Consider the following 17,501-nt stretch of genomic DNA (forward strand, 5'->3'; position numbering starts at 1 on the left):
CCGCGCATGATCTGCTTCTTTGCGTCCACGCACTCGGCCCGGGACCGGTTCGACGATTCCCCTGCTCGCCCCGCCCAGAAAGCTAGTCAGAGATCACGTCCGGCGAGAAATAGACGACTCGACCGACTCATTCAGATGCCGCATGAATACGGTCCATTGACCGAACGCATAAGTCATGTGCGCACTGCATCAATGCACTTCCACGCCTCATAGGATCGGCGTCGACCCAGACAGAGGAAGACGGAATCGGGGGCTCTCGTTGAACGGTCGACTCAGTGTCGCCATCGTGGGGATGGGGCCGCGCGGACTCATCACCCTGGAGCGACTGTGCGCGAACGCGGCGACACGGCCGAACGCCGGACTCGTGACCGTGCATGTCATCGACCCGGCCCCGGCCGGTGCAGGCCGGGTCTGGCGGACGGACCAGTCGCCGCACCTGCTGATGAACACGGTCGCGGCACAGATCACGGTGTTCACCGACGCGAGTGTGTCGTGCGCCGGGCCGGTGCTGCCGGGGCCGAACCTGTACGAGTGGGCGACCCTGCTCACCGCCGCGGGCACGACAGGCGGCCACCCCCACGAACTCCTGCAGCAGGCGCGCACCGTGGGACCCGACTCGTATCCCCCACGCGTGCTGTACGGGCACTATCTGCAGTGGGCCTTCCGTCGCACCGTGGACACCGCACCACCGCAGGTGACCGTGCACATCCATCAGGACACGGCCGTCGAACTCACCGACCACGGCGAGCAGCAGCTCCTTCGGCTCGCCGACGGCGACCGCCTGCTCCTCGACACCGTGATCCTGGCACAGGGACACCTGGCGGCGATGCCCGCCTCCACCACGGATCCGCACAACACCGCCCGTCACATCCCACCCGGCAACCCCGCCGATGTGAACCTCGACGCGATCGCCCCGCGAGAACCGGTCGCCCTGCGCGGACTTGGGCTGACCTTCTTCGACTACCTGACCCTCTTCACCGAGGCACGCGGCGGAAAGTTCGCGGAAATGCCCGACGGACGCCTCGAGTACCGCCCCTCCGGCCGCGAGCCACACCTGTACGCGGGCTCCCGGCGCGGCATCCCCCACCAGGCACGCGGCGACAACCAAAAGGGCATGGGCGAACGCCACCAGCCACTGCTCCTCACGCCCGGCACGATCCGCGCGCTGCGCGCACGCGCCGCCTCACGCCGCGACGTCACCTTCGACAAGGACGTCTGGCCGCTGATCGCCCGCGAGGTCGAGATCGCCTACTACCGGGCACTGCTGCGGCAGTACGGCGCCTCGTCCCAGACGATCGCGACGTTCGTACAGGCCTATCTGCTCTCCCCCGCCGACGGTCCCGGCCAGGAACGGGTCCTGCGACGCCACGGCGTCAGCCGGCAGGACCGCTGGTCGTGGCAGGCCATCGAGACTCCCTACGACGACCACGCGCTCCAGGGGCCGGCGGAGTTCAGACACTGGCTCGTGTCGTACCTGGACCGCGATGCGGAGCTCGCCCGCCACGGGAATGTCGACGGCCCCCTGAAGTCCGCCCTCGACGTGCTGCGCGACCTGCGCAACGAGGTCCGCCAGATCGTGGATCACGCGGGCATCACCGGCCGCTCCTACCGTGACGAACTCAGCGGCTGGTACTCACCGTTCAACGCCGGCGTCTCCATCGGACCTCCCCGACGCCGCATCGCGGAGATGGCCGCGCTCCTGCGCGCCGAAGTCCTGCAACCGGTGGGACCGGGAATGCGTGTGACCCCGCTGAGTGGATCCGGCGGTTTCCACATCACCTCCTCCATGGTGCCCGGCCCCCCGATCACCGTGACCACCCTCATCGAAGCCCGCATCCAGAACCCGGACATCCGCGCGACCGCCGACCCGTTGCTGCGTCGGCTCCTCGAGCAAGGCCAGGCGAGCGCGTACCGCATCCCCGATCCTGACGGCGCTCACCACCACAGCGGAGCGCTCGCCGTGACCACGCACCCGAGCCGCCTGCTGGACGCCCACGGCCGCGCACACCCCAGGCGGTTCGCCCTCGGCATCCCCACCGAAGGCGTCCACTGGGCAACGGCCGCCGGCGTCCGACCCGGCGTCGACTCCGTGACGCTCTCCGACGCCGACGCTGTCGCCCGAGCGGTCCTTGGATGCGGGGCGTCGCCGTCGGTCGACAAGGTGGAGGCACACGTCTCGTGAGCACCCTCGTCCACAACGATCAACGACCAGGTGAAGCCCGCACGGGAGGCAATGCCCCAGCAGGCCTGCCGACCGCGGCGGGCGTCGCGGCCGTCACCGTCCTCACCTCGCTCCCGGTGTTCCTCCCCGGTGCCGCAAACGGCCTGATCTGCACCGAATTCGGGTGGAGTTCCCTACGTATGGGGGCCATCCTGGCGGTGTACTGGCTGGCCTCCCTGGCCGGTGCCTACCTCAGCAAACGGGCCGCGCTCCCCCGCGTCCTGGAACGCACCCTGGCCATGGCACTGACCACCACCTGCGTCGGGCTGCTCACGGCAACAGCGGTACCCGTGGCGGGCCTGTGGCTCAGCTCGGCGCTCGGGGGCGCGGTCTACGGTTACACCCAGCCGCACACCAACGCCCTTCTCATGCGGCGGTGCCCGCCACGGCTGCGCGCATTGGCCTTCGGCCTCAAGCAAGCCGCGGTACCGGCCGCCACTCTGCTGGCCAGTGGGGCGATGCCCCTGTTGGCCGGACCGGCCGGCTGGCGAACGGCGTTCATCGCGGCCGCCGTGCCGTGCGCGGCAGGCGCCATCGTGCTCGCACGCAAGGGCCCTACGGACGCACCTGCGGCTGTCGACCGGGATCGTGCCGCGCCCTTGCGCGCGGACCCCTATCTCTTGACGCTCAGCTGCGCCGGATTCTTCGGCGCCATGGTGGGCAACGGACTCGGCGGATTCCTGGTGCTCGCACTGACGACGAAGGGAGCGTCCCTGTCGGTCGCCAGCGCGGTGGCGACCGCGGGAGCCGCGTTCAACATCGTGGTCCGGCTGGCCGCGGGCTGGCTCACCGACCGGGTGCCCCGTGCCGCATTGGGAGCCCTGACGGGACTGTTCCTGGCCGGTGCGGCGGGCACCACGCTGCTCTCCCGCCCGGGCCTCACCCTGATCACGATCGGTGCCCTGCTCGCCTACGGCGGCGGCTGGGGCTGGGCGGGCCTGTTGCACTACGTCATCGCGCTCCCCTACCCAGGCCGCGAGCAACGGGCCACGGCGTACAGCCAGATGGGGGTCTCGCTGGGAGCCGCAGCCGGGCCGATGCTGTGCGGCCTGCTGTTCACAGCCGTGTGCCCTGCCGCCGCCTGGTGCGCCCTGACCGCGGCCGGGGCAGCTGCGGCCGCCTGCGTCCTCGTCGCGCGAGCACGCATCCCGCCACACCCGCACGGCACATCAGCCGACGTGTCGGGGGCAGCGAACAACACCGTCCGTCAGCCCTGACCCGAGCCGGCCACAAGACTCGCCATGGTCTGCTTCGCACTCTCGACTGCCCGGCGGAACGCCGTGGGTCCAGTTGGGCCGTCACCGCCGCACCACCCGGGCGAGGATCAGAGAAAGAGCACATGGTCGTCGCAACACCGCGGATCAAGATGGGACAGCGAACGCTGTCCGCCGCTTGCCGTCGCGCCGGTGTGCGGCTTTGCGCAGCCGGCTGGGCGGGACGGTGACGCGTTCACGCCGCGACAGATGTGTGAGTCAGGCGTTCCGCCTCGCTCCACAGGCGGGCCGCCGCTGCCATGTCCCGGCCTGGGCGCGGCAGCCGGACGGGCTTCGTGGCGCCGACCACCCCCCAGCGCGGCCCGTAGTAGCCGCCGGAGACGGCATCGGGGCTGGTTGCCGCGTACAGCAAGGGTTCCGTGCCCTGTTCGGGCCCTTGCGAGGGGACGATCTTGTAGAGCAGTGACTCGATCAGGCCAGGCCTGCCGCCGTCGAGGGTGGGACCGGAGGTCATCAGGTCGGTGCGGGTGTAGCCCGGATGGGCGCCTGCCGACAACAGGTGCCAGTCGTTCTGGGCCGCGAGGTCGGCCAGGTGGACCGTCATCAGCATGTCGGCCAGCTTGGACTGGGCGTAGGCCCGGGTGGGGCTGTAGCTGCGTGTGGACTGCAGGTCGTCGAAGTCGATACGCGCCCTGTTGGCGGTGCCACTGCTCATCGTGACCACGCGCGGCGCCGGGGCGGTCAGCAGGAGGGGCAGGAGCTGGGCGGTCAGTGCGAAGGGACCGAGGAAATTGCTGGCGAACTGGAGCTCGAATCCGTCGACGGTCTCCGTGCGCCGGGGCACGTTCATCACGCCGGCGTTGTTCACCAGCAGGTCCAGCGGCCTGCCGTCGTCGATCAGCCCGTCGGCGAACGCGCGGACCGAGGACAGATCCGCCAGGTCGAGGCGGTGGACCTCCACCCGGGCACGGGGGTGTGCGGTGGTGATCTCGGCCTTGGCCTGTTCGCCCTTGGCCGGGGTGCGCACCGCGAGGATGACGTCTGCCCCGGCACCGGCGAGGCGTTTGGCGGCCTCCTTGCCCGTGCCGCTGTTGGCGCCGGTCACTACGGCGAGCTTCCCCTGCTGATCGGGAACCTGATACATGACGGACCTCTTTAAGTACTGCCGGTATCTTGTCTCGCACCACGTTAACGGACCGGCGGTAACTTAGCAAAGTACCGGTGGTCAGTAAGATGGGGACGTGACCTTCCAGCGAGCCCGCACCGACGAACAGCGCGCCCAGAGGCGACGGCAGATCCTGGACGTCGCAGCCGCGATGCTGACCGAGATGCCCGTCTCCCGGCTCAGCCTGAACGAGCTGAGCCGTCGGGTCGGTCTGGCCAAGGCAAACGTCTTGCGCTACTTCGAATCGCGCGAGGCGGTCCTGCTCGACCTGCTGGACGCCGAGGTCGCGGACTGGACGGCCGAACTGGAGCGCGCGTCCCTCCCCGACCAGGGCAACGCGCTGCAGCGCGGAGACCGACTCGCAGATCTTCTGGCGACCTCGATGGCCCAAAGGCCGGTGCTGTGCGACTTGTTCAGCGCGCAGGGCTCGGTTCTGGAACAGAACATCTCCACCGAGGTCGGCATCCGCCACAAGCACGCCGCACGGCAGTCGATGCAAGTCCTCACTGGGCTCGCTGTGCGGCAGCTGCCCGAACTCGGCACCGCAGGTGCCGCCTCCTTGATCGAGACGACTCTGCTGACGGCCATGGCCGCCTGGCCGTGCAGCCGCCCCTCGGAGGCCATGCTCGCCGTATACGCCTCCGATCCGGAACTGGCCGCCATGCACGTCGACTTCACCGACGTGGTGCGCCGTTCCGCGGCTGTGGCCGCTTCCGGTCTACTCGCCCGCCACCCGGCGCCGGCAGAGACTCCGTCGTAACAGCGCCCGTACCGCCCAGTGGCCTGCCGCAGGACGGCGACGTGGCGGGAGACCTCCGGGGCGAGAGATTCCAGGTGTGGGCCCGTTCGGCGGTGGCGTGTGGGGGCCGCGGGCCAGGGTGCGCAGCAGCCGACCTCCTGTTTGTAGGGGGCCAGGATGCGCAACAGCCGCAGCCGGCCTCCTACTTGCAGGGCGTGTTCCGGGAACGCCTGACTGCAACGGTGCAGTGCCCTGATGAGGCTGACGCCGAGGCCAAGGACGACAGCGGCATCGTCGTCACCGGCTGAGGGACAAGGCGTCCCCCATGACGATCACGGGATGCCGAGCGGGTTCGAGGGCTCGCAACAGCGCTCGCATGTCCTTCCTCCGCAGGCTCACACATCCGTGCGTGGGGCCGCCATGGTCGACGTGCAGCCATATGTAGCCCCCCTTCCCCGCGCCTTGCGGGTGAGTTGCGTCGAGGGGTGACGTTCCGGTCCTGCGGTTGTAGTTGATGGCGACGACGTAGTCGAAGGTGCCCGCGAGCGATTCGCCCCGGAACCCCAGACCGCCGGCGGTGAAGGCCGCCGTGTGGTGGTAAGGCAGCCGGGTGCCGGGATCGGCGAGCCGTCCGCCCGCGTCGGTGAGAGAGAACACGCCGATGGGCGAGTGGAGATCATCCACATGATGGTCGTCCGTCCAGCCCCTGAGGGCGTTGTGGGCGGGCCAAGTGGGTCCCGGCTCCCAGCCCGCGCCCCTGCGCTGGTACAACACCGCTTGCGCGGCGGAGGAGTTCTTGGCCTCGCCGGTGACGAGTACGACCTGACGCGTGCGGGCCGGGACCTTCGCCAGCGTGTGCGGGCCAAGGCCTGGCAGCTGTGCGAGGACGGGAGCGGCGGGGGCATCGCCGCCACGGGCCGCACGCGGGGGCAGCGGCTGCCTCTTGCCGGGACCGGCCGGGGCGCCGTGCGCTTCGAGCGCCGCGGGCCGGACCGCATCGGTTGTTCCGGCGCCCGAGCATCCGGCGAGGTTGAACGTCAGCGCCAGGACGGTGCCGGGTATGAGCAGAAGGTGCGGGCGGCGGGCACCACGGCCGGTGGCCGGGCGCTCGTCGAGCGGAGCGAGGAGGGCAGCCTGCAGGGACGATCGGTGCGTGGATGACGTCATGGTCCTCAACCTGGATGACACGTGTGAGTCAGTGGTGTGTCTGCGGACGCACGCGTCCGATCTGGCGTGTTCAGCCGGTGAGTCGCCTGAACGTGTGTCGGCGGCGAGGAGCGGCGCGGCCCGTGGGAGCGGAGCAAGAGCGCCGTCCTCCGGCGGGCCGGGTGCGTGCTCGCGGCGCCGGTCCCCCACAGCGAGGGCGCGCCCTTCTTTCGCTTCAACTGCCGTGCGGAGAAGTCAGGTCGGTGACCTGGCGCGCATCTCTTCTCCGGCGCTTCAGCCTTCCTTGGCGTTCGCCGGTACGGTGATCTGCCGGTCGGCCCACTCCATCTGGGTGGTCGCCTCGTAGTGCACCGTCGCGCCGGACTTCAGCCCCGCGTCCCGTGCGACGGCCGACGGTTCCACCAGGACACTCTGATCGGACAGCAGGGCACCGGTGGCAGGATCCACCACCAGCCGCTGCTCCACGTCCCCCAGTACCGTCGTTGCCCTCATGGGGAGGGTGATGGCCACGCCCGAACGTCCCAGGGGGTCGGTGGCGGGGCCCTCGACGCGGATGTCGGGCAGGTCTGCGAGCACGCGGTAGGCGGCGGCCCGGGTCCCCGGCCTCACCGGCATGGTGATGAGGTTGGCGATCTGGCGCAGCATCCAGGCGGTGCGTCCGTCGGCACCACCGTCCTGCCGGTACAGCCGGACCAGTTCCTGGCGCAACGTGCCGGTGTCCGTGGGAAGTGCGCGCAGGTCGTGGTAGGAGACGTTGTACGGGCCGAGGGCGTAGATCTTGTTGCCCACGTTGGTGTGCATGACCATCGGTCGGCCGGCTCCGACGATGAGGCGCACCTTGAGCCGGCTGTCGGCCTTCACCTGTCCTTCGACCTGATGCGGTGAACCGGCGTCCCGCCACCGTGCCATGTCCGCCGCGGTGCGCGGTGCGGTCCTCGCGTCCAGACCCGAGACCATGAGGCTTTGGGTTCCCGAGCGCACACCCACCGACCACTTCTCGGTGGAGGCGCTGCGCAGGGCGTAGCGCCGTCCCTGCTCACCTACCACGTCCACGTTCTCCGAACGTGTGGTCACCTGCCAGTACGTGCCCTCGGCCGCCGCGGTCTCCGCAGCCTGCGCCACGCCGAGCAGTTCCATACGGTCGTTCAGCGTGGCGGGTGCGCTCGACGGCGGACGCGTCGCCGCTGGAGTGCTCGAAGTGTCGCCCGCGTCCTGCCCGACGAGGACGCTGAGCACGACCGCGGACGCCGCGACGGTCGCGACCGCTCCGAGCGGCACGAGTCGGGGGCGCCACCCGACCGGGAACACCGAAGCCGCGCCGGCAGAGCTCTCCCGCGATTCGGCCGTGATGTGCGCCAGGTCCTCACGCTGCCGGGGCGAGTTGGCCAACAGGCTCGGGTCCAGCTCGGCGGGCCGGGCCGCCGCGAGCGTCTTCATGACGTCCTGTCGACGTGCGGCTCGCCCGCCGGTCTTCCTTGCCTTCACGTGAGTACTCCCTCGGTGTCGGTGTGGCGCACGGATCGGGCGGACGGTGCGGACACGGCCTCCATCGCCCGTTCCAGTCGACGGCGGGCCCGGTGCAGCCGGACGGTGAAGGTCGCGGTGGTGCAGCCCAGGACTCGTGCGGCGTCCTTCGCGGTCAGTCCGTGCCAGGCGATCAAGGTCAGCAGTTCACGGTCGGCGTCGGACAGACTCGCCAGAGCCTGGAGCGCTGCCTCGCGATCGGCCAGGTCCGTGGCCACGTCCGTCGTCTCGTCCCGGCCCGTCGTGGCGATGCGCCGTGCCTCCTGCGAGGCGAGGGCGTACTGATGGCTGTCCCGACGACGCAGCTCGCGCACCAGATTGCGGGCCACGCCCAGCAGCCAGGGCAGCGCGGGGTGCGGGAGTTCCCCCCTTCGTCTCCAGGCCACGGTGAACGTCTCGCTGGTGATGTCCTCACCGACATGACGTCCCACCTGACTCGTGGCGTAGGCGAGGACGCGCGGATAGCACTCCTCGTATACGTCCCGGAAGCGTTGAGCTTGGGTCACGCGCCGTCTCCTCGTGTCGGCTCTTTCACCAGGTAATGCGCGTGACGGCCGGGTTATTACAGGCTGGGTGGACGAATTCGTCCGATGCCCTGCTGCTGCGACAGGTGGGTGTGCTGCGCGCGCTGCGCCCATGACCTCGGCGCCCGCGGCCCCCGGTGGCCGCGGGCGCCGACGACGGTGCGCGTTGCCTCAGCCGAAGTCGGGCGCGCTGCTGCGCGTGCGCTTGATCTCGTAGAAGCTCGGCGTGGACGCGACGGCGAGGACACCGTCCCACAGGCGGGCGGCGTCCTCCCCCTTGGGGGCGGGGTTCACGACGGGGCCGAAGAAGGCGACGGGATCGCCGCCCGCATCCTGACCGGGAACGGCGATGATCGGACTGCCGACGTCCTGACCGACCAAGGTGATGCCCCTGTGATGGGACGCCCGCAACTCCTCGTCGTACTGGTCCGTGTCGCCGGCGTCGGCAAGGTCCACCGGCAGTCCCACCTCCCGCAACGCGGCTTCCAAGGTGGCCCGGTCCTTGGGCTGCTGCTGCAGGTGGTAGCGGGTGCCCAGCGCGGTGTAGAGGGGTTCCAGGACCTCGGGACCGTGCTTGAGAGCCGCGGCGGTCAGGACACGCACCGGTGCCCACGCCTCGCCCATCAGCGCCCGGATGCGTTCGGGCAGCTCGTCCAGGCGGTTCTCGTTCAGGACCGACAGGCTCATGACGTGCCAGGACACCTGAACGGGCCGAGCATGTGCGACCTCCAGCATCCAGCGGGAGGTGAGCCAGGTCCACGGGCACACGGGGTCGAACCAGAAGTCGACAGGTGTAGGGGAATCGGAAGAGACCGATGTAGGCATGGGGGACTCCAATCGCCGCTGTTGAATGTGCCGTTGTGGGCCAAGGCCGACCGTTGGCCGTCAGGCGGCGACCACGTCCGCATCGGCGAGGGCGCGGCCATCAGGTCGCTGCTCGCTGGGTGACGCAGGTCTGGCTCATGTGCTCTCCGGCAGAACGTGCGGTCGCGGCGGGCACGACGCCCGCACAATTAGCCGACCGGTCGTCTAATGTATCAAAGGGGCGACATCCACCGAGGTGCTCCCGGCTGCCGATTCCCGAGCGTGACGTCACGGCGCCCGGCCCGCACGCCGAGCGCCGTGACGGGAAGGAATCGGCCCCTCGCTGTTCCGGCACACCCGGACTAATCGGCAGCGCGCTCCGCTCGCACCCTCGACGCAGCCCCAGGTACGTTCACTTGAGGATCTCCAGCAGCCGGTCCCCCAGGATCGCGGCGGAGTGCGGGTTCTGCCCGGTGACGAGGTTGCGGTCCTCGACCATGTACGGCTCCCAGATCGGACCACGGCTGAAGTCGACGCCCACCTTTTCCTTCAGGTCGGTCTCAAGCAGCCACGTCGACCTGGAGGCGAGTCCGACGGCTTCTTCTTCCTCATTCGTGAAGCAGGTGACCCGGTAGCCCTTGAAGGGCGACTCGCCGTGGATCCGGGTGGCCAGCATCGAGGCGGGCGCGTGACACACGATCGCCAGCGGTCTGCCCGAGGCGAGCTGGGCCGTCAGCAGCCGCCCCACGTCCGCGTCGAACGCCAGGTCGGCCATCGGACCGTGGCCACCGGGCAGGTACACGGCGTCGTAGTCCTCCAGGCGGACATCCGACAGCTTGAGCGGCCGACGCATCACTTCCGCGGAACGGATGATGGCCTCCAGCTCCAAGGCCCCTTCCTCGCCACCCGCCATGGAGGGACGCAGGCTCATCATGTCGACGTTCGGGACCACACCGTTCGGTGTCGCGACCACGACGTCATGTCCGGCGTCCGTGATCCTCTTGTACGGCATCGCGAACTCTTCGGCCCAGTAACCGGTCGCGTACCTGGTGCCGTCCTTGAGCACCCAGTACGTCGCCCCGGTCACGATGAAAAGGACTTTCGCCATCGCACTCCACCTCCTCGCCCCCGCCCTCCCCGCCGCGGGGCCCCACTGACTTCCAGCATGTGACCAGAACCGATGCGGTCGCCCCGACGCAGCCGGGCGACAACTGAACTCCTCCCGTTCCGTCGAGTCCGAACGCCGGCACCTGAAGCGCCGGCTTGTGCACATCCCGCGGCATGCCCCGACTCGGGCCGGGATCCCGAACACGGGCGTGAAAACGGCCCGCGCCAAGCCGTGGGCGACGAGCCGGAAGCCCAGCCAGGGAGGGGTCACCTCCGTCGTGACGCCGAGTGTGGGGGCGTCCAGCGACTCCCCGTCGGTGATGTCGACGCTGCGCCGCTCGAAGGCCGGCACCGGAGGCAACAGACTGTAGGGGTGAGCCGATGGGGCATACCCGTCTGCCCGTGACCGCCGATCGGGGCCGGACGCGGCCCGCCCCCGCATTCACGGATCCACCCGCGACGCGCGAACTCTTCGGCTGTGAAGCGCGAACTCTTCGGCCGGTCAACCGGTCGCACACGTGGTGCCCCATTGCACGCCCTGTACGTCACCTCGGTCACGATGACGGGCACTCCACCATGAGGCATCACCTCCTCATCCCTATTTGACAATTTAGGGATGATTCGAACGGGTACCAGCCTAGGTACGACTCCACCCAGGCGCATGTGGACAAACGCGGCACGACGCCGAAAACGCCTCCACCGAACACCCCCTGCCAACACCCCCGCGGATGACCATGCGGCGCCGCGACACGCCGGCACCTTCCTCGCCGGACATCGGCCGCATCATGCTCGGCGGGGCCGGCTGTCGCCGACGCCCCGTCCGGCGCCGGCGGCGTCACCGCCTTGACCGGTGACTAATCGCCCTGCCATCATGATCTCACCGGTTCAACCGGTGACCCTCGCGCGTGATCGCGCGTGAAACCCCCTGTCCCCCAAAGCGAAGGCGATCATGGATCTGAAGCTCGAGGTTGTGGTGCTGCCCGTCTCCGACGTCGACCGGGCCAAGAACTTCTACGAGAAGGCGGGATTCCGCCTGGATGTGGACTACGTCGCCGACGACACCTATCGCGTCGTGCACCTGACGCCTCCCGGCTCGCAGTGTTCGATCCTCTTCGGCACCGGAGTCACCACGGCCGCACCGGGTTCGGTGCAGGGCCTGCACCTCATCGTCTCCGACATCGAGGCCGCCCGTGCCGAACTCGTCGGCCGCGGCGTCGAGATGGGCGAGATCTTCCACGACGCGGGCGGGGTGTTCCACCGTGGTACGGAAGAGGGGCGAGTCAGCGGACCGCAGCCGGAGCGCGCCAGCTACGGCTCGTTCGCAGCCTTCAACGACCCGGACGGCAACGGGTGGGTGCTGCAGGAGGTCACCACCCGGCTGCCCGGCAGGTGACGGCAGGTCCGTCGCGCGCCCCGGGCGACCCCCTCGGCCTCGGACGCCGTCCACCTCCAACTCCCGTTGCACCACACGCGCGCGGCTGCCCCCGTCCCGCCGCGAGGGGTGGGGCAGCGGGAGCTTGTCGGCGTGAACACGGGCCTGGAGCGGCCTATCGTTCACGCAGCCGGTGCGGGTGCGCGTGATAGACGCCGAGGATGCGCACCTCGGACGAGAAGAAGCGCAACTCCTGCAGGGCGAGGTCGACTCGGGAATCGTCGGGGTGCCCCTCGATCTCGGCATAGAACCGACTGGCGTTGAGCCCGGCGCCCATCTGGTAGCTCTCGATCTTGGTGAGGTTGACGCCGCTGCTGGCGAATCCACCCAGCGCCTTGTACAACGCGCTGGGAATGTTCCGCACGGAGAAGAACAGACTCGTCATCGTCGGCTGATCCGAGACGGGGGCCAGTTCGGCTTCCCGGGAGAGGACGACGAACCGCGTGGTGTTGTCGGGATCGTCCTCGACTCCGGACCGCAGCACGTCGAGGCCGAACAGCCCTGCCGCGGCGGGCGGAGCGAGCGCCGCGTGCCGGTGGTCGCCCAGCTCCGCCACTTCACGTGCCGCCCCCGCAGTGTCGTCGCTGACCTGAGTGCGCCAGCCGCCCTCACGCAGCACCTTTCGGCACTGGCCCAGCGCGTGCACGTGGCTGCGTACACACTCCACCTGATCGAGTGACGCACCGGGGACACCCATCAGGTCGAAGCGGATGGGGAGGAAGTACTCGGCCACGATGAGCAGCCCCGACTCGGGCAGCAGATGATGCACGTCGGCGACGCGTCCCGCCGCGGAGTTGTCGACCGGAATCACCGCGACGTCGGCGGAGCCGAGGGTGACCGCGTCGAGAGCCTGCTCGAAAGCGGTGCAGGGCAGCTCCCCGCCTTCGGGAAACAACGCCCGTGCGGCGGTCGACGAGTTGGAGCCGGGTTCACCCTGATATGCGACGGTGGTCACCGTGTTGAGCCTTCCGTGTGGCGGACGTTGCTGTGGGGCGGCAGGAACTCCACCGCCAACCGCATGCACAGGAGTATCGATGCTGAGTCCTCGACCGGACGCGCCACGGGCATGTCGAGCCGTCCACGGCGACCGGCCGGCTCCCGTCGGTCGCGCCGGACGAGACGACCGTCACGTCGTGCGCGCGCACCGTGTTGACGGCGGCTCCGGCGTCGCTCCCGGCGATCATCGCCGGGTGACGTCGGTCAAGTGCATCAGGCCGTGACCGCCCTCGGCGCTCTGCTGTCCGGCGTGCCCCTCCCATGCCGACTCCTGATGGGCCACGCCCAGCAGCACCTCCTGCGGGACGTGGAATTCAGCCGCCGCGTCAGCGAAGGAGCGCTGCCGCGCGGCGTCGGTCGCGTCGTTGCCACCGGTGGCCTGCGCCACCAGCGGCACGGCGACCCAGCCTGCGACGGTGAGTACTCCTGTCGCGGTGATCAGGGCACGGCGACGCCGTGGCACAGGACGGTGGGCACGTTGGCTTCTTGCCACGGCGACGCCGTGGCACAGGACGGTGGGCACGTTGGCTTCTTGCCCTGGAAGACACCAAATCCACTACGAGAGGCGGCCAGTGATGCTCTCGCTGCCCTCACCGGCGAGACCGGAGCCTCTGCTCGACGCCGAACACACCCCGTGTGGGGCCGGGTTGGTGAGAGCGGACAGCAGCCCCCGGGGTTCCCGGTGCACCGTCGACCACAACCGGTGAGCCGAGCCAGGTCACTTGCCCGTGGTCAGGGCGCCCCGCGGCTCGCGGCGCCGGAGCACCGCACCTACGTTCACCGCGCGGGTCGGCCCGCAGGCGCCGCGCTCCGGGATTCCGTATCGGATTCGAAGGTTCCTCAGCTCATGGAAATCACGCCACGGAGCCGCTCAGGAACAGGTGTCGCCGCCTCCGGAACGCGGCGGGTGGCTCAACCGACCCGTCCCGGATCATTGGGGTGCGCCTGCAGCGGGGTGACCACCGCTGTCATCCAGGGCCACAGCGGCAGGGTGCCGAGCACCCTCTCGCGCAGTTCGGTTTCGTCGTCGGCGCTCCACACCCCGATGCTGCGAAGCTCTCCGACCGGGCGCCACAGCCGGAACAGGTGCCCCTGGGCGGCAAGTTCCTTGGCCCGCACGGCTTCGGCGGCGCGACGCCTGTCGACCTCCGCCGGGTCGGTGCCCTCGGGCACCGTCGTGGTCAGTTCGACCAGGAACTCTTTCATGACATCTTCCTCTCTCGGTCCGACGCGCGAACGAAGTTTGCGCCACCGGCAATCGCCGGAGGCGAGGTGGGGACGCCCGGCGGAGGGGGCACAGTCGAGGCCCCCTCCGCGCGGACGCCGGCCCGTGCCGCCGACGTCAGGCGGCCGCGGCCTTGAGTGCGCCGGCGACCTTGATCACGCGCTCGGCCTGGATACGGGCGGCGGCGCGCGCGACGTCGTCCACCGGGTTGGCGCCCTGGCCGTCGACGTGGGAGGTGCCGTAAGGGTTGCCGTCGACGAACTTCTGCGGGTCGGTGAAACCGGGCGTGACGGTGAGCCCGCCGAAGTGGTGGATCGAGGTGTAGAGGGAGAGCAGGGTCGCCTCCTGACCGGCGTGCGCCGTGGCGCTGGAGACGAAGCCGCTGTAGACCTTGTCGGCCAGCTTGCCCTCGGCCCACAGGCCGCCCAACGTGTCCATGAACTGCTTCAGCTGGGCGGAGACGTTGCCGAAGCGGGTCGGCGTGCCGAACAGCACGGCGTCCGCCCACTCGATGTCCTCGGGGGTGGCCTCGAGTACGTCGGCGGTGGCCGCGTGATGGGCGGCCCAGGCGGGGTTGGAGTCGATGGCCGCCTGAGGCGCCAGCTCGGCGACCTTCAGTAGACGAACCTCGGCGCCGGCCTTGACGCCCGCGTCGTGGAGTTCCTTCGCGATTTCCGTGATCGTGCCGGTGGAGGAGTAGTAGACGATGGCGAGCTTGACGGGAGTGGCCACGAGAGCGCTCCGTTCTGAGAAGGGAAGTGACGGGACGACTGACTAGCCGACCGGTCGCCAAAACTAGACGACCGGTCTAGTACCGTCAAACCCGATTACCTGTGGAGCGCGACACAATCCTCACGACGGGACTTCCCGAAGTCGACCAACCGTCCATGACCTGGAAGAAACGCTACAGCGACCCCCTCACCCCCTCCACTCCCCCGCGTGCCGCCGCGCGCCCCGCGGCCGCTCGTTTGCCGGAGTTGCTACTCTGATTGAGACGACCGGTCATTTAGACACGGCTCGGTCAGCGCCCACGCACCCCGCCGCACGTGAGCCGTCACTCCCGGGACCACCCCTCGCACACGGACAGAGCAACACTCAGGAGCAGGAGCAGTCATGTCCACATACCGCGCCTTCGAGGCCACCGGAGTCCACAATCTGCAGTTGGTCGAGCGCGAACTGACCGCCCCCGCACCGGGGCACGTACGCCTGCGGGTGGAGGCCTGCGGCGTCTGTCACACCGACGTCCTGGCCGTGGAGGGCCTGCGCAGCGACCCCTCGCGCCCCCTCGTTCCGGGACATGAGATCGTCGGTGTCATCGATGCCGTCGGCACCGGCGTCACCGCGTGGCAGCCCGGCGACCGAGTCGGCGTCGGCTTCCTCAACGGGCAGTGCTGGGAGTGCGAGCCGTGCCGCCGCGGTGACTTCGTGAACTGCCTGAACCAGCAGCAGACCGGAACCACGACCGACGGCGGATACGCAGAAGTGGCCTATGCCCGGGCCAGCGGACTGGTGCGCATCCCCGAGGGCATCTCGGCGATCGACGCCGCTCCGCTGCTGTGCGCCGGTCTGACCACCTTCATCGCCCTCCAGCAGGGCCCCACCAGGGCCGGCGCCTTGGTGGCCGTGCAAGGCATCGGCGGGCTGGGACACCTGGCCCTTCAGTACGCGCGCAGCCTCGGCTACCGTGTCGCCGCCGTGGCCCGGGGCGCGGAGAAGGAGCCGTACGCCCGGCAGTTGGGCGCCGATGAGTACATCGACAGCAGCAGCACCGACCCCGGAGCGGCCCTGAGCGCCCTCGGCGGCGCCTCCGTCATCGTCGCCACAGCGTCCAGCGGCGCCTCCATGAACCCGCTGGTCCGCGGCCTCGCGCCGAACGGCAGGCTCGTCGTGGTCGGTGCCGCGCCCGACCCGCTGACCGTGTCCACCCCCGACCTGATCTTCGGGACGCATTCCATCGTCGGCAGCCTGACCGGTTCGTCCATCGAGAACGAGGACAACCTGGCGTTCAGCATCGCCCACGACATCCGTCCCAGCGTCGAGGTCATGCCGTTCGGCCAGGCCCGTGAGGCATACGAGCGCATGCTGTCGGGCCGGGCCCGCTTCCGGGTCGTGCTCGACATGACGGCCTGAGACATCGGCGGTGCGGGGTGGGATCCGTCCCTCCCCGCACCGCCGTGCGTACGCGTCGCCCTCACAGCTGACCGGCGAGCCGCTGCAAAGTCTGTGCGGTGCGTTCCTCTCTCGCCTGGCGGTATCCCGTGCCGGCCCACAGATGGATGAGCCGGGTGTCGCCCGCCGCGGTGGCGGCCTTGCGCAGTGGCGCGGTGAGGTGGTGCACGGCCGGGTAGCCGGCCGGCGCCACGGGGTCGTAGCGGTCCGTGAAGTGGTTGCGCAGGGCACGGGCCGGTCGGCCGGTGAAGGCGCGGGTCACGACGGTGGTGTCGAAGGCGGGGTCCGCCAAGGCCTGCTTGTGGGGAACGGACGCGCCGCTCTCGTCCGTGCGCAGGAGGAGGGTGCCGACCATCGTGGCGTCCGCGCCCGCACGCAGGGCTGCGGTCACGTCCGCGGGGGTGGCGATGCCTCCGGCCGCGAGGAGCGGGAGTTCGGTACTGTTCCGGATGCTCGCGACCAGGTCGGGCAGTGCGACGTCGTCGAGCGGGCGGCCGGGGGTGAGCGTGGCCGAATGCCCGCCGGCCGCGGCGCCCTGCACGATCAGCGCGTCGACTCCCGCCTCCGCCGCCCGACGGGCCTCGTCCGCCGAGGTGACGCTCTGCAGCACGGCGGTGCCGGACCGGCGCACCGCCTTGATGACGTCGGGGTCCGGAATGCCGAAGGTGAAGGAGACCCACGGGACGTCGCTCCCGATGACCAGGTCCACCTTCTCCTCCCAGGCGTCGTCGTCCTCCACGGGAGCGCCGTCGTTCAGGTTCAGCCCGTAGCGGTCGGCTTCCGGCTGCAACGTCTGCGCGTACGTGCGATGGCTCCCGGGCGACACGGGAACCGGACGGGGGGTGAACAGGTTGACCCCGAAGGGGACGCCGTCCGCCCGGACGGCGCGCATCTGGTCGGCGAGTGCCTGTGCCCTCTCGTAGCCGCCGGCCAGGAAACCGAGGCTGCCCGCACGCGCGGCCGCCGTGACCATGTCGGGAGTGCTCGGTCCGCCGGCCATCGGCGCGGCCAGCACCGGCAGCTCGACGCCGATGTCCGAAAGCAATGAGCTCATCGCCGGCTCCTCCTCTGCTCCATCGGGACGGAACGGGCCGTCCCCGGCTCACGTATCGCGTTGGGCGCCACGGCCGTCCGCCACGGCGCCAGGTCGTCCGCGCGGCGCACACATGTGAGGTTAGGCAGCGCGAGAGGCCTTGTGAAATGCCGATTAGGCT

16 protein-coding genes are annotated in these 17,501 nt (G+C 69.9%); 5 read left to right on the forward strand and 11 right to left on the reverse strand.

Annotation, left to right across the window (positions count from 1 at the left end; genetic code table 11):
* Positions 1-292 precede the first annotated feature (292 nt).
* Positions 293-2,182 carry an FAD/NAD(P)-binding protein gene (locus ACZ4IF_RS38965; RefSeq protein ID WP_467572394.1) on the forward strand — a complete coding sequence of 630 codons (1,890 nt, stop codon included), beginning with the start codon at positions 293-295 and terminating at the stop codon, positions 2,180-2,182.
* Positions 2,134-3,438 carry an MFS transporter gene (locus tag ACZ4IF_RS38970; protein WP_467572134.1) on the forward strand — a complete coding sequence of 435 codons (1,305 nt, stop codon included), beginning with the start codon at positions 2,134-2,136 and terminating at the stop codon, positions 3,436-3,438. The genes ACZ4IF_RS38965 and ACZ4IF_RS38970 overlap by 49 nt, the downstream gene beginning before the upstream one ends.
* A gap of 232 nt (positions 3,439-3,670) precedes the next feature.
* Here the strand turns inward: ACZ4IF_RS38970 and ACZ4IF_RS38975 are convergent, their stop codons facing one another.
* Positions 3,671-4,579, reverse strand: a complete 909-nt coding sequence (locus ACZ4IF_RS38975) for an SDR family oxidoreductase (protein ID WP_467572137.1) — start codon at positions 4,577-4,579, stop codon at positions 3,671-3,673.
* 97 nt (positions 4,580-4,676) lie between these two features.
* Here ACZ4IF_RS38975 and ACZ4IF_RS38980 point away from each other — a divergent pair, with 97 nt between their 5' ends.
* On the forward strand, positions 4,677-5,360 hold the full coding sequence (locus ACZ4IF_RS38980) for a TetR/AcrR family transcriptional regulator (RefSeq protein WP_467572140.1): 684 nt from the start codon (positions 4,677-4,679) through the stop codon (positions 5,358-5,360).
* A 276-nt stretch (positions 5,361-5,636) separates the two neighbouring features.
* Here the strand turns inward: ACZ4IF_RS38980 and ACZ4IF_RS38985 are convergent, their stop codons facing one another.
* The 5 genes from ACZ4IF_RS38985 to ACZ4IF_RS39005 form a co-directional block, all read right to left on the reverse strand.
* The gene (locus ACZ4IF_RS38985; RefSeq protein ID WP_467572143.1) at positions 5,637-6,506 is read right to left on the reverse strand and encodes a L,D-transpeptidase family protein; all 870 of its coding nucleotides are present in this window, start codon (positions 6,504-6,506) and stop codon (positions 5,637-5,639) included.
* 273 nt (positions 6,507-6,779) lie between these two features.
* Positions 6,780-7,991 (reverse strand): CU044_5270 family protein, encoded by a 1,212-nt coding sequence (locus ACZ4IF_RS38990; protein ID WP_467572145.1) that lies wholly within the window; start codon positions 7,989-7,991, stop codon positions 6,780-6,782.
* Positions 7,988-8,536 (reverse strand): RNA polymerase sigma factor, encoded by a 549-nt coding sequence (locus ACZ4IF_RS38995; RefSeq protein ID WP_467572148.1) that lies wholly within the window; start codon positions 8,534-8,536, stop codon positions 7,988-7,990. The genes ACZ4IF_RS38990 and ACZ4IF_RS38995 overlap by 4 nt, the downstream gene beginning before the upstream one ends.
* 189 nt (positions 8,537-8,725) lie before the next feature.
* Positions 8,726-9,379 carry a DsbA family oxidoreductase gene (locus ACZ4IF_RS39000; RefSeq protein ID WP_467572151.1) on the reverse strand — a complete coding sequence of 218 codons (654 nt, stop codon included), beginning with the start codon at positions 9,377-9,379 and terminating at the stop codon, positions 8,726-8,728.
* A 391-nt stretch (positions 9,380-9,770) separates the two neighbouring features.
* Positions 9,771-10,466 carry a type 1 glutamine amidotransferase domain-containing protein gene (locus ACZ4IF_RS39005; RefSeq protein WP_467572154.1) on the reverse strand — a complete coding sequence of 232 codons (696 nt, stop codon included), beginning with the start codon at positions 10,464-10,466 and terminating at the stop codon, positions 9,771-9,773.
* A gap of 948 nt (positions 10,467-11,414) precedes the next feature.
* On the opposite strand from ACZ4IF_RS39005, the gene ACZ4IF_RS39010 reads away from it, so the two are divergent.
* Positions 11,415-11,858, forward strand: a complete 444-nt coding sequence (locus ACZ4IF_RS39010) for a VOC family protein (RefSeq protein ID WP_467572156.1) — start codon at positions 11,415-11,417, stop codon at positions 11,856-11,858.
* 154 nt (positions 11,859-12,012) lie between these two features.
* Here ACZ4IF_RS39010 and ACZ4IF_RS39015 read toward each other — a convergent pair whose 3' ends face one another.
* The 4 genes from ACZ4IF_RS39015 to wrbA all read right to left on the reverse strand — a co-directional run bounded on the left by ACZ4IF_RS39015 (position 12,013) and on the right by wrbA (position 14,850).
* Positions 12,013-12,852 (reverse strand): prephenate dehydratase, encoded by an 840-nt coding sequence (locus tag ACZ4IF_RS39015; protein ID WP_467572159.1) that lies wholly within the window; start codon positions 12,850-12,852, stop codon positions 12,013-12,015.
* A gap of 225 nt (positions 12,853-13,077) precedes the next feature.
* The gene (locus tag ACZ4IF_RS39020) at positions 13,078-13,356 is read right to left on the reverse strand and encodes a hypothetical protein (protein WP_467572161.1); all 279 of its coding nucleotides are present in this window, start codon (positions 13,354-13,356) and stop codon (positions 13,078-13,080) included.
* A gap of 449 nt (positions 13,357-13,805) precedes the next feature.
* Positions 13,806-14,099 carry a muconolactone Delta-isomerase family protein gene (locus ACZ4IF_RS39025; protein ID WP_359497402.1) on the reverse strand — a complete coding sequence of 98 codons (294 nt, stop codon included), beginning with the start codon at positions 14,097-14,099 and terminating at the stop codon, positions 13,806-13,808.
* Positions 14,100-14,235: 136 nt separating this feature from the next.
* Positions 14,236-14,850, reverse strand: a complete 615-nt coding sequence (gene wrbA, locus ACZ4IF_RS39030) for an NAD(P)H:quinone oxidoreductase (protein ID WP_467572163.1) — start codon at positions 14,848-14,850, stop codon at positions 14,236-14,238.
* Between the two features lie 381 nt (positions 14,851-15,231).
* On the opposite strand from wrbA, the gene ACZ4IF_RS39035 reads away from it, so the two are divergent.
* The gene (locus ACZ4IF_RS39035) at positions 15,232-16,248 is read left to right on the forward strand and encodes an alcohol dehydrogenase catalytic domain-containing protein (RefSeq protein WP_467572166.1); all 1,017 of its coding nucleotides are present in this window, start codon (positions 15,232-15,234) and stop codon (positions 16,246-16,248) included.
* Between the two features lie 61 nt (positions 16,249-16,309).
* Here the strand turns inward: ACZ4IF_RS39035 and ACZ4IF_RS39040 are convergent, their stop codons facing one another.
* Positions 16,310-17,341, reverse strand: a complete 1,032-nt coding sequence (locus ACZ4IF_RS39040; RefSeq protein WP_467572168.1) for a nitronate monooxygenase — start codon at positions 17,339-17,341, stop codon at positions 16,310-16,312.
* Between the last annotated feature and the right edge of the window lie 160 nt (positions 17,342-17,501).

Source organism: Streptomyces sp. NPDC025784 (assembly GCF_055558435.1).

What these genes read in the sequence shown, in the direction of transcription:
- ACZ4IF_RS39010 (WP_467572156.1), top strand. Translation starts at nt 11,415, where the DNA reads ATGGATCTGAAGCTCGAGGTTGTGGTGCTGCCCGTCTCCGACGTCGAC.
- ACZ4IF_RS39040 (WP_467572168.1), bottom strand. Translation starts at nt 17,341, where the DNA reads ATGAGCTCATTGCTTTCGGACATCGGCGTCGAGCTGCCGGTGCTGGCC.
- ACZ4IF_RS39025 (WP_359497402.1), bottom strand. Translation starts at nt 14,099, where the DNA reads ATGAAAGAGTTCCTGGTCGAACTGACCACGACGGTGCCCGAGGGCACC.
- ACZ4IF_RS38965 (WP_467572394.1), top strand. Translation starts at nt 293, where the DNA reads ATGGGGCCGCGCGGACTCATCACCCTGGAGCGACTGTGCGCGAACGCG.
- ACZ4IF_RS39000 (WP_467572151.1), bottom strand. Translation starts at nt 9,379, where the DNA reads ATGCCTACATCGGTCTCTTCCGATTCCCCTACACCTGTCGACTTCTGG.
- ACZ4IF_RS38970 (WP_467572134.1), top strand. Translation starts at nt 2,134, where the DNA reads ATGCGGGGCGTCGCCGTCGGTCGACAAGGTGGAGGCACACGTCTCGTG.
- ACZ4IF_RS38975 (WP_467572137.1), bottom strand. Translation starts at nt 4,579, where the DNA reads ATGTATCAGGTTCCCGATCAGCAGGGGAAGCTCGCCGTAGTGACCGGC.
- ACZ4IF_RS38985 (WP_467572143.1), bottom strand. Translation starts at nt 6,506, where the DNA reads ATGACGTCATCCACGCACCGATCGTCCCTGCAGGCTGCCCTCCTCGCT.
- ACZ4IF_RS39005 (WP_467572154.1), bottom strand. Translation starts at nt 10,466, where the DNA reads ATGGCGAAAGTCCTTTTCATCGTGACCGGGGCGACGTACTGGGTGCTC.
- ACZ4IF_RS39035 (WP_467572166.1), top strand. Translation starts at nt 15,232, where the DNA reads ATGTCCACATACCGCGCCTTCGAGGCCACCGGAGTCCACAATCTGCAG.